This is a genomic window from Pseudoalteromonas luteoviolacea (assembly GCF_001750165.1).
Classification (GTDB): Bacteria; Pseudomonadota; Gammaproteobacteria; order Enterobacterales; family Alteromonadaceae; genus Pseudoalteromonas; species Pseudoalteromonas luteoviolacea_G.
The window spans coordinates 4,532,036-4,543,012 of the sequence record NZ_CP015411.1 but is presented as its reverse complement, the minus strand read 5'-3'; the positions used below and the strand labels follow the sequence as shown (position 1 = coordinate 4,543,012).

Here is a 10,977-nt window from a genome sequence, read left to right as displayed (position 1 = left end):
AACCAGAGGAGTAAATGATGAAACTTTTCAAATATGCAATTGTGGCACTTTTCATGCCGATGATGGCCAGTGCCGGAGAGGCTAAGGTAACATGGCTAGACTTTAAAGAGTATAGAGATGTCTTTCCTGCAAAAGAAACTCGTGGCGGATATCACAAGCGTATTGCAAAGCAATTTGACGCCCACCTGAGTAAGTTGGCGTCAGACATGCCTGAAGGTTATATGTTATCGGTGACTTTTGAAGATATTGATTTAGCTGGTGATGTTAGGTTTAACATGAATGATATTCGGATCATTAAACCTATTTATTTTCCACGTCTAAAAATTGCCTATAACGTGACTGACAAAGCAGGTAATGTGATTGTAGAAGCACAATCTAAAGTATTAAAAGATATGGGCTTTATGGATCGAATAAAATTTGGGAGAGATACTGAGTTTTATTATGACAAGCGGCTATTAAGCGACTGGTTTGAGGACGATGTGGTTCCTGCGATTACATCAAGCAGCAAATAAATAAGAAGAGCGCTGAGGCGCTCTTTTTTATTTGAATGTCGCCAGCAGTTGCAGTAACTGTTGGAGTTTAAATACGGCTTTCTTCAGTTGCTCTTCATCTAATTGTTCTGATTTACTTAAGGCATCTACATCTGCCGCAACATCAAGTACATAAGGCTTAAAACGCTTTGCTTCAAAGCTGAACCCAGCGTCTTTGGTGAACAGTGATGCGAATTTACCATGCCCTTGCTGCTGTAGTTCATCTAATTTTTTATCTGCATCAAGTGCTTGACGATAAACAACTTTTAAATTTTCGTTGAGTTTTTCGATGATTGCTTGCATGTTTTTCCTAAAGTCTTAAGTAAATCGGCCGATATTTTACTCGGATCCATCAAACTTGTCAGGTGAATACCTATGAATATTTCCGGAAGTAACCTTCCTGCTATGTCTGGCGCTGGTCCAGGTGGTGAAGTATACAGTGCTTCTCTGGCGAAAAAGCAACAGCAGGCAGATGGACGAGCGGCCCTCGCGTTAATTGAATCGGCAGGGAGTAGCGCGGCAGCGCAAACTCCAGCTAAATCAGTAACGGCAACCTTGGGTAACAACATCAACGTATATGCTTAATATACGTTGATGTTCGCATTTTAATTTAAATGCAAATCAATCGGCGTCTTACTTTGTTTGCCGCCGATTTCTCTTACTAGTTTAGGTACTAAAAAACCAGGTAACATTTCTAGCATCTGTGCAACTAATTTAATCGCCTCTGACTCGCTCATATCAAAGTGGCTGGCACCCTCAACTTTATCGAGCAGATGCAAGTAGTAAGGCAATATGTTGCTGTCAAACAAGGCTTCGCTTAACTCTGATAATATATGAGCACAATCATTAATGCCTTTGAGTAGCACCGATTGATTTAATAGGGTGACGCCAGCTTGCTTAAGCTTATACATCGCCGCTTTAAACTCATCATCTATCTCATTCGGGTGATTGATGTGATTAACCAAAATGGCTTGGAGGCGACTATTTGCCAGCCGGTTACAGAGTGCATCGGTCACCCTTGTAGGAATAACCACGGGTAAACGACTATGGATCCTGATACGTTTAATTTGGGGTAATGCTTCTAATTCATCTAATAGCCAACTGATCATGTCATCTTTGGCCATCAGCGGATCGCCACCGCTTAATATCACTTCATTTATTTCAGGGTGCTCAACTAAGTACTCAAATATAGGTGCAAGCGCACGCTTATTAACTTGGTTATCCTGATAGGGAAAGTGGCGCCTAAAGCAATAGCGACAGTTAACGGCACACCCTGTTTTGAGCATTAATAGCACTCGAGATTGGTATTTATGCAAAAGGCCAGGTACAGGTGCATCTTGCTCTTCTAATGGGTCTTTGTTAAACCCTGAGGCTGCAATAAACTCTTGATGTAGAGGCATCACTTGTAATAACAGAGGGTCGTTGGGGTCACCGTAGCGCATTTTAGCAATAAAGGGTCTTGGCACACGAACTGGGAAAAGCCGCTTTGCAGCAAGGTCTTTTGCACTGAAATGGGTCTCCAAACCCAACATTTTGAGTAGTGTATCTGGGCAAGTAACGACATTCGCCAATTCTTTTTGCCAGTTACTATGCAAATTTACTTCATTTATTTGTATCATTAGCAGGTTTATTACTCGAAATACGATGATTAGAGGATACGATGGCGAATTATAGCACCAACGAGTTCAAGGGCGGCCTAAAAATTATGATTGATGGCGAGCCTTGTACGATCCTAGAAAACGAAATGGTTAAACCTGGTAAAGGCCAAGCTTTTAACCGCGTTAAGATCCGTAAGTTGATCTCAGGAAAAGTATTAGAAAAAACGTTTAAATCTGGCGACTCTGTTGAAGGTGCAGATGTCATGGAAACAGACTTAGCTTATCTATACACAGATGGCGAGTTCTGGCACTTCATGAACAACGACACATTTGAGCAGATCGCAGCTGACGAAAAAGCTTTGGGCGACAATGTAAAGTGGTTAGTTGAAAACGACGTTTGTACAATTACATTATGGAACGGCAATCCAATTGCGGTAACACCACCAAACTTTGTAGAACTTGAGATCACAGATACAGATCCTGGCCTAAAAGGTGACACAGCGGGTACTGGTGGTAAGCCAGCGACACTAACAACCGGTGCGGTTGTACGTGTACCACTGTTTGTACAAATTGGTGAAGTGATCAAAGTTGATACGCGTACTGGCGAATACGTGAGCCGCGTTAAGTAAATATTTACTTAATCACTTTGACGTAAGAAAATCTCGGCTTCGGTCGAGATTTTTTTTGTCATTATAAATATTTTCTGAGGTAACCCATGAATGAGGTGAAGTGGGCGCCGAGTGCGCAAATTGAAACCCTTAAACAGCGTGCTGCAGTGCTGGCAAGTATCCGTTCATTTTTTGCTGAGCGTGATGTTTATGAAGTGGAGACGCCGAGCTTAAGTCAGGCGTCAGTGACGGACGTCCATTTGGCGACATTCTCGACACAGTTTGTTGGGCCCAGTTATGCTCAAGGTTTGCCTCTGTATTTACAGACCTCTCCTGAGTTTGCGATGAAACGGTTACTTGCCGCGGGCAGTGGTGCGATTTATCAAATTAGTAAAGCGTTTCGAAACGAAGAATCAGGCCGCCATCATAACCCAGAATTTACCATGCTTGAGTGGTATCGTCCGGGGTTTGACGAATATCTATTAATGGATGAAATTGACGCTTTGATGCAGCGAGTACTAGGTTGTGAAAGTGCACAAAGAATAAGCTACCAAGCAGCATTCCAGCAATATTTATCTATTGATCCATTGACGATAGAGTTAGAGCCATTGAAAGCAGTCTGTGCTGACTACGGCTATGAAGACATTGCTGATCAAGAAACCAGTATTGATCCTTTGTTACAGCTACTATTTTGCATGGAAATTGAGCCGAAGATTGGTCAAGATGTTCCATGTTTTGTTTATCATTTTCCGGCATCACAAGCAGCCTTGGCTCAGTTAAATGAACAAGACCTTAGAGTAGCAGGTCGTTTTGAGCTCTATTTTAAAGGGATGGAATTGGCTAATGGGTTTAATGAATTAACCAATGCAGTAGAGCAAAGCCAGCGTTTTGATAAAGATAACTTGCAGCGTCAGCAAATGAATTTGCCTACAGTAGATAAAGATATACGCTTTTTAGCTGCATTAGAGCACGGTTTGCCTAAGTGCGCTGGCGTTGCATTAGGCATAGATCGCTTGGTGATGTTGGCGACGGGTAAACGTTCGATACAGGAAGTCATTGCTTTTGATATTGAGCGCGCTTAATACAATGAAGATACAAAAAAGCTCAGCGTATGCTGAGCTTTTTTGCTAAACAAATCGCTGTAACTCTTTCTGTGTCGTGGCCGTTAGCTGGTGGGCATGCTGACAATCGCTCAGCGCCGTATCTAATTGCTCTTTTGCGGATTGGCCTAATTCGACAATTTGTTGGACAGCTTGGTGGGTGTGATTTTGTGTTTTTTCTAGCTGATGTACAGCGCTGACAATTTCTTCTAGCTGAGATTGGTTGCGCTCAAAGTCTGCACTCATGTCAGAAAACCCTTGAGATGTCTCGCTAATGGCTTTTTCAGCGCCGCTTGAATGAGAGATCAGTTGTTCAGACTCCTGATGTGTTTCACTGACAAGGTGATCCATTTGATTGATAAAGTCGCTGATCTGTCGAGTAGCATCATTTACTTTAACAGATAAGTTTCTCACCTCATCTGCGACGACGGCAAATCCCCGACCGGCTTCACCTGCACGAGCTGCTTCAATCGCGGCATTCAACGCAAGTAAGTTTGTCTGGTCAGAGAACTCTTCAACCATTTTGAGAATATTACGGATATTATCGCTATTTTCTTTAAGGCCTGCGACAGTGGTTGAAAAGTTACCGAGCAAGGTCGTTATCTGCTGTACCTCACTGACGAGCGTTAACAAAGATTGCGAAGAGCCTCTGACGAAGTGCAAGCTTTCTGTGTTGGCTTGATAGACTTGATCGGTGTTACTGACGATACTTTGCAGGCTATGAGTAACTTGGTCGCTGGCTGCGATAATGGTGTCACCTTGGTTAATTTGTTGTGCACCGACTGACACGGTATTGGTCATGGAGTAGGTAACTTGCTGATTACTCGCCGTTGCTGCTTCCGCGCTTTTATAGGTGTTGCCTAATAGTTCACCTAAGTGGGCGGTAAAGGTATTGTATTGTGAACTGAGATCTCTAAATTCATCGTAGGTAAACTGGGGGAGCTGTGCAGATAAATCCCCATCTTGGCGGTTAATTTGCTCTAACCTATCTCTCATCGCCTGAACGGGACGTACGATTAAGAAACGCATGTAGAAAAAGGTGAATACAAAAGCTGCGACCGACACCAGAGCCAATAACCAAAAACCACCAAACCTACTGCCGGATTCACTCAAGTATGAATAGAGCCAGCCCAGAGTGAGCAATTGAAAGACAAATAAAAACCCAAGGTTACCGAAAATTTTTCGGGTTAACGTATAAAACAAAGACTCTTCAATTAAATTATATATCCGCATGTACAAACTCGTCATAGGCTATCACTCGCCAATTGGGTAAATACTGACTCAGCTTATGTCCTGCGTCAGAGAATTACGGTCAGTCTTATTAAAGTATACCATTTAGTGGAATTATTTAAGCTTGTAAGCCTTGGTTTCCTGACTAAATGTTATTTTTTATCAACCAGTGTTGTTGATTCAAAGTCCGTATTAAGTTGACCTGTTAAGCCATTTGTTGACGACCATCTTGGCGTGGCAAGGGTAATTGCTGAATATGCCATCAACCCCCATCTCCAATACTTGCTCTATATCTTGTTGTTTATCCACGGTGTAAGTATAAACCTTTAGACCTCTTTGCTTTGCATCATTAACAAATTCATAGTTAATGAAGTTTTTGTCTACATGAATACTATAGGCGTGAAGACGTTGTGCAAATTCAGCATAATTGAGTGGTATTGATGAGGTTAATGCCCCGATTTTTACCCACGGAAGCTTTTGTTTTAGCCAGACTAATTGGTGGTGATCAAATGAAGAAAGGATGAGCTGTGAGCGTTCAATGATATTTTCTTGTATATTTTTTTCAATGTAGTGCACAAACTTATCTAAGCCGTATGTGTGCTTTAACTCAAGGTTAATATCCGCTTGTTTACCTATTAAATTAAAGACTTCTTGCAGGGTCGGGATCCCCTCTCCATTCCCTGCATCAAGATTGTTTAATTCGGCTCTAGACGCATATTTTACCATGCCTTTACCATTTGTAGTGCGGTCTAACCAAGTATCGTGAATGATGGCGTAATCGTCACGACAGCTTTGTACATCAAGCTCTATACCATTTATATCCACTTCTAAAGCTGCGCTAATTGCACTTAGCGAGTTTTCGGGATACATACCGCTGGCACCGCGGTGTGCAAATACTTGGATCATCATTTTTTCCTTGTTATTGACCAAGTTTCAAAAAAGGCGGCACTCACCACTAATGCTCCGCCAATCAGTGTTGTCATACTGGTCGTCTCAGATAACAGCATATAAGCCAATAGAATGCCATACAAGGGTTGCAGGCATGAAATTAGTCCGACTGTTGTAGCACTTAAGAAGCGTAAGCTATGAGCAAAGAGCGAGTGGGGAATTGCTGTGAAAACTACGCCTGCTAGAAGCAGGTAATAAATATCTTGTATTGGCAAAGTACTCGGAGGGTTGTCTACAAACATGGATAAAATAACAGCCGCAGTCAAGGTTTGATAGAGCATAGTGTGTGGACCACCATACTGGGAAAAGTATTTTTTTTGTAGTAGGTTACGTATGGCAAAAAACGCACCTGATATCACCCCAGTCACAATTCCGAGTGTGACCTGATCACCTAAGTCTGTATTCGGCATCATTAAATAAATGCCAAAAATAACCACAATAGCAATGAATAAATCGGCTATTTTTAGACGTGCTTTACTAAATAAAGGTTCTAACAGCACCGTGATCACGGGGTAGGTGAAGAACGCAATAATTCCAATTGCAATTCCCGCCATTTGCATAGCGGCAAAATAGGTAACCCAGTGGATCCCGATAATAGTCCCTAGCCCTATAACAATAAAGTAATCTCGTATCTGGTTGAGCTTGAGCTGCTTATTTTGCACCTTGAGGATCACCACTAACGCGATAAAAGCGATAGCAGTGCGATAGACTGTAATGTCTAATGCTGGAAGGGCGATTAATTTTGAGAAAAGCGCAGTGCCGCCGAAAAGAAAAACAGCAAGGTGTAGGTTGATTAGAGCCGATTGATGTTGTTGCATAGTTATTTTTATAGAGTTGGTTGCTACATTTATATGAATTTAGTGACAGTTGTCACTGATTGATTTCTCTTGAGCATGTTAAATTAAAAATAACATTCTATATACCTTAGAAAAGTAACAGTAATGAATTTAAGCGTCGGTCACTTTACACACTCAATGCATATAGCGAGACCAAATAGGCACTTTTTCGGCAATTATGGTCATTTATTTTTTTCAGTGTTTTATTTTTTTCCATTGTATCGAAGCTGGAATATACATACACATGTTGAAATTGCATGTGAGTTACTTGCTTATATTGTATTTGTATTTATTTACTGCAAAGCACTGAAATACCCGTCGAATAAAGTACTCCCTTTGATATCGGTAATGGTTTTCATCTGTATATTGACAACTCAGATCACACCAGGAACGAGCACACTATTTGGCTACATTGCTTATTTTATCGGGTTTTGTTTTATTGGTTTTGTGCGTTGGTTAATGTTGACGCTGCTTTTGCTATCCATCGCCGGTGTGACTCTGTTGTTTATACCAGTGAATGATTGGGCATATTTTATCGGGCCTGCATTGGTAGTCTCTTTAGGGTTATTCAGTTTTGGTTATGTAGAGTATAAAGATAGGGTCCATAGCGACGTGACACGAAAAAGCAAAGAGCAAATTCAGCAATTAGCAAAAATTGCTGAACGAGAGCGTATCGCAAGGGATCTGCATGACTTACTGGGGCATTCGCTTAGTTCTATTTCGTTAAAGTCAGAGCTTGCAAGTAAATTCATTGCTGCAGGTTTATTGGAGAAGGCAGATACGGAGGCGCAAGAAGTGGCCAAGCTTGCTCGGGTTGCTTTATCAGAGGTAAGAGAAGCCGTATCCGGTATGCAGCTGCTAGGACTAACAGCACAATTGGATGTGATGGCATCTCGCCTACAGGACAAAGGTGTCAAAGTTCACAAAGAGGTTAAATATGGCGCTATTTCTGCACAAAAAGAAAGTTGTTTTTGTTTTGTAGCTAAAGAGGCGGTAACGAATGTGCTTAAACACAGTAATGCTTCCCAGATAAAAATTTCTCTCAATGAGCAAAGCAATTATCATCAACTTACCGTTGAGGATGATGGTCAAGTAGGTTCTGTTATCTGGGGAAATGGGTTGCGTGGGATAAAATCTCGTATTGAAGAGCTTGGTGGCCATATACATATCAATACAACATATGGTTATAAGCTGGTGGCGCAACTTCCAAAATAAGGAGTAGAGATGAATATTTTAGTGGTTGAGGATCAAGCGTTGGTGAGAAATGCCATTGCCGCATTACTGAGTTTGGAACCCGGTTTGGAGGTAGTCGGTCAAGTTGAAGATGGCCAGCAAGCGCTTGAGTTTCTCGCACGTAATACGCCTGATATCGTGCTTAGCGATATTGAAATGCCAAATGTAACAGGATTAGAGTTGGCTCAGGAAATACAAAAACAATACCCTAAAGTAAAAGTCGTGATCATGACGACATTTTCTCGAAGTGGCTATATTCGCCGTGCTATGGAGTCTAATGTAAAGGGATTTATTCTAAAAGAAGCGCCGAGTGATTACTTGATTAATGCATTAAAGAAAGTCTCTGTAGGGCAGAAGGTAATAGATCCAGAGCTGGCGATGAATGCGCTTGATGATAATGATCCCCTTTCTGATAAAGAAAGAAAAGCGCTAAAGCTTGCAGGTGAAGGTTTGAAAACGAAGCAAATTGCAGAGGCGCTATATTTAAGCGAAGGCACCGTGAGAAATTATTTATCAGATGCAATTGCTAAATTAAATGCGACAAACCGAATTGATGCGGCTCGTATTGCTAGACAAAAGGGTTGGCTATAAATTAATTTTGCCCCTATAAATGGTAGTTTTCTCTTTATTAGTGGTTTTTATTAGTAATATAATACTAGTAATAAATTAAAATATTGTAACTTTTCATTCATGGGCGATCCTAAACTACTATTACAAATTTTGGCGTTAACCACCTGCGTATGTGCTGTGTTTATGATGGTCAATTGGTTGATCCATAAACAAACACCGGGTACGCGCTTGTGGTTTGGTTTTGTATGTTGCGCCGCGATTGCATGTATGTTTCAAGCCTCACTAGCCCTGTCGCCTATTTGGTCAATAATGGTGCCTAACACGCTTATCCTTGGTGGGTTGTTTATGCTCACTCGTGGAGTTGAAAGGTTTTTCTCCGTACAGTCTTATCATCTTCCTTGGTATATTTTAGTAGGTATATTTTTACCAAGTTTTGTGTATTTTACTTTTGTCGAGCCGAGCTTTTTAGTCAGAGTCGTCGTTAATTACTTAGTCTGGCTACTTGCTATGGTGCTCAGCCTGCGCGCATTATATTTGGGGCAGAATAAGAGCCTAGCGTCTTTTTCTCCAGCCCATTGGACGTTTGCGATTGCTTGCATATGCTTGCTGAGTGTTTTTACTCTGCGGCTGGGTATGTTGGGGAACTTTGAACATACAGACACATTGGGAACCAATAATTGGGTGAATCAGTTTTTCTCTTTGTCTGTTATTGTAATGCCTTTAATTTTGTGTTTTTCGTTGTGTTTATTATGTAGTTGTCGAAAAGAGCAACAATTGGTTGAGCTTACTTCAAAAGCAAAAAGAGAATCACAAAAAAAAGAGCGTTTTTTAACACTGCTCAGTCATGAATTAAGAACGCCTTTAAATGCGATTGTTGGCCATGCTGAGTTAATTAAGCAAGCTCCGAGAGAACCACTGAAATACAGTCAGTACTGTGATGTGATCATTTCTACAGCCATGTCATTGGCAGATCTGGCTAATCAGGTATTGCTTAACGCCAGAGGAAAGTCTTCTAAGCAAGTACCATTAAATTTAGCGCAATTTGCTGAGTTGCTCACTGTACAATTTCAGCCTTTAGTTCAGGATAGGGAGATCTCTCTATGCACTCATTTAACAGGCTTCTCTAGCGATAAACTGTTTTTGGTTGATCAAGACAGCATTGGGTTAGTGGTTAAGAATTTGCTGTCTAATGCCATTAAATATACTGAAGATGGCGACATTACGCTTGCCATCAAACAGCAGAGTAGCCGTGAAAAAAGTAGTGTCATACGCTTTGAAGTGACAGATACGGGAGAAGGCATGACGCAAGGGCAGGTAGAACAGTTATTCCAACCGTTTTCTTCTTTTGACCCTGCTCGCTCAATTGCGCAAAGTGCCGGAGTTGGCTTGATGCTATGTCAGCAAATATTGGAAGCGTTAGGTACCCAGCTGCATGTTTCTAGTAAGGTGGGGCAAGGCAGTTCCTTTTATTTTGATATTGAGTTGTCTCAATCAAACTCCGAACAGGTCGCAATAAAAGGAAATTTATCTGAAGACGATACCGCAGTTCAGTTGTGTGGTGATATTTTGGTTGTTGAAGATAACCAACTAAACCAAGAAATTTTAAAGCACTTTTTGAGCTCACTTGGACTAAATTATGAAATGGCAGCGACCTTGTCTGCTGCAGAATCGGCTCTGAGGAACAGTCAATTTGATGTTATTTTTCTCGACATGCATTTAACCGATGGCCACGGGCTTGATTGGTACCAAACAGTTTTCAAGCACTTTCAGTTTCAACAAGCACCAGTTGTTGTGGCCATTACAGGGGATGTAGATGAGCAATATCAGTTGGCTTACAGAGAAGCCGGCATTGAATTTTTCATGGCAAAACCAATTCAACAAGCACATTTAGAGAGATTGCTTTGCCAATTACTGATGCCAACAAAGCACTTTTTAGATGAACAAAATATTTTGGATTATTCCGTAATAGATGCACTTGCAGAGACCATGAGCTCACAAGTACTTAACGCAAAGTTGATGTACTTAAATGACCGTCTAGATTATGAATTTGCCCAGCTTCGTGGGTTGGCAGATATTCAGGCATTTGAAGCTTTGGAGGAGAAGTTAATCCAATTGGAAGAAGAGGCGAGTGTGCTTGGTATGAGTATGCTTCATGTCGCACTCCAGGATGTGCGTTTGACGATGTTTGATTCATTAGGTGCTGATTGGCAATCTCTGCACAGCCTTGCTAAGCAAAGTGCACATAAGTTATCTGAATATCATTCAAAGGTATTGCAATAAAATATTCTTATAGTTCTAAGGTGGTGTATTTACCCTTTAAGGGT

12 protein-coding genes are annotated in these 10,977 nt (G+C 41.2%); 7 read left to right on the top strand and 5 right to left on the bottom strand.

What is annotated here, in order from left to right:
- Positions 1–14 precede the first annotated feature (14 nt).
- Positions 15–512, top strand: coding sequence for a DUF3016 domain-containing protein (locus S4054249_RS19475; protein WP_052961030.1), 498 nt, complete (start codon positions 15–17; stop codon positions 510–512).
- A 27-nt stretch (positions 513–539) separates the two neighbouring features.
- Here the strand turns inward: S4054249_RS19475 and S4054249_RS19470 are convergent, their stop codons facing one another.
- Positions 540–833 (bottom strand): hypothetical protein, encoded by a 294-nt coding sequence (locus S4054249_RS19470; protein WP_046356941.1) that lies wholly within the window; start codon positions 831–833, stop codon positions 540–542.
- Between the two features lie 72 nt (positions 834–905).
- Here S4054249_RS19470 and S4054249_RS19465 point away from each other — a divergent pair, with 72 nt between their 5' ends.
- Positions 906–1,115, top strand: coding sequence for a hypothetical protein (locus tag S4054249_RS19465; protein WP_046356942.1), 210 nt, complete (start codon positions 906–908; stop codon positions 1,113–1,115).
- Between the two features lie 20 nt (positions 1,116–1,135).
- Here the strand turns inward: S4054249_RS19465 and epmB are convergent, their stop codons facing one another.
- Positions 1,136–2,149, bottom strand: coding sequence for an EF-P beta-lysylation protein EpmB (gene epmB, locus S4054249_RS19460; protein WP_046356943.1), 1,014 nt, complete (start codon positions 2,147–2,149; stop codon positions 1,136–1,138).
- A gap of 41 nt (positions 2,150–2,190) precedes the next feature.
- Here epmB and efp point away from each other — a divergent pair, with 41 nt between their 5' ends.
- Together efp and epmA are read left to right on the top strand one after the other, a co-directional pair.
- The gene (gene efp / locus S4054249_RS19455; protein WP_039608093.1) at positions 2,191–2,757 is read left to right on the top strand and encodes an elongation factor P; all 567 of its coding nucleotides are present in this window, start codon (positions 2,191–2,193) and stop codon (positions 2,755–2,757) included.
- Positions 2,758–2,843: 86 nt separating this feature from the next.
- Positions 2,844–3,818 carry an elongation factor P--(R)-beta-lysine ligase gene (gene epmA, locus S4054249_RS19450; protein ID WP_046356944.1) on the top strand — a complete coding sequence of 325 codons (975 nt, stop codon included), beginning with the start codon at positions 2,844–2,846 and terminating at the stop codon, positions 3,816–3,818.
- A gap of 45 nt (positions 3,819–3,863) precedes the next feature.
- Here epmA and S4054249_RS19445 read toward each other — a convergent pair whose 3' ends face one another.
- The 3 genes from S4054249_RS19445 to S4054249_RS19435 form a co-directional block, all read right to left on the bottom strand.
- Positions 3,864–5,069: a methyl-accepting chemotaxis protein gene (locus S4054249_RS19445; protein ID WP_046356945.1), complete on the bottom strand. Its 1,206-nt coding sequence runs from the start codon at positions 5,067–5,069 to the stop codon at positions 3,864–3,866.
- Between the two features lie 189 nt (positions 5,070–5,258).
- Positions 5,259–5,972, bottom strand: a complete 714-nt coding sequence (locus tag S4054249_RS19440; RefSeq protein ID WP_046356946.1) for a glycerophosphodiester phosphodiesterase — start codon at positions 5,970–5,972, stop codon at positions 5,259–5,261.
- Entirely contained in the window at positions 5,972–6,832 is an 861-nt protein-coding gene (locus tag S4054249_RS19435) for a DMT family transporter (protein WP_046356947.1), read from the bottom strand. The genes S4054249_RS19440 and S4054249_RS19435 overlap by 1 nt, the downstream gene beginning before the upstream one ends.
- 123 nt (positions 6,833–6,955) lie before the next feature.
- Between S4054249_RS19435 and S4054249_RS19430 the strand changes: the two genes are divergently transcribed.
- The 3 genes from S4054249_RS19430 (at position 6,956) to S4054249_RS19420 (ending at position 10,933) form a co-directional block, all read left to right on the top strand.
- Positions 6,956–8,065: a sensor histidine kinase gene (locus tag S4054249_RS19430; protein ID WP_046356948.1), complete on the top strand. Its 1,110-nt coding sequence runs from the start codon at positions 6,956–6,958 to the stop codon at positions 8,063–8,065.
- Between the two features lie 9 nt (positions 8,066–8,074).
- Positions 8,075–8,674, top strand: coding sequence for a response regulator transcription factor (locus S4054249_RS19425; protein ID WP_046356949.1), 600 nt, complete (start codon positions 8,075–8,077; stop codon positions 8,672–8,674).
- 99 nt (positions 8,675–8,773) lie between these two features.
- Positions 8,774–10,933, top strand: coding sequence for an ATP-binding protein (locus S4054249_RS19420; RefSeq protein WP_046356950.1), 2,160 nt, complete (start codon positions 8,774–8,776; stop codon positions 10,931–10,933).
- Positions 10,934–10,977 lie beyond the last annotated feature (44 nt).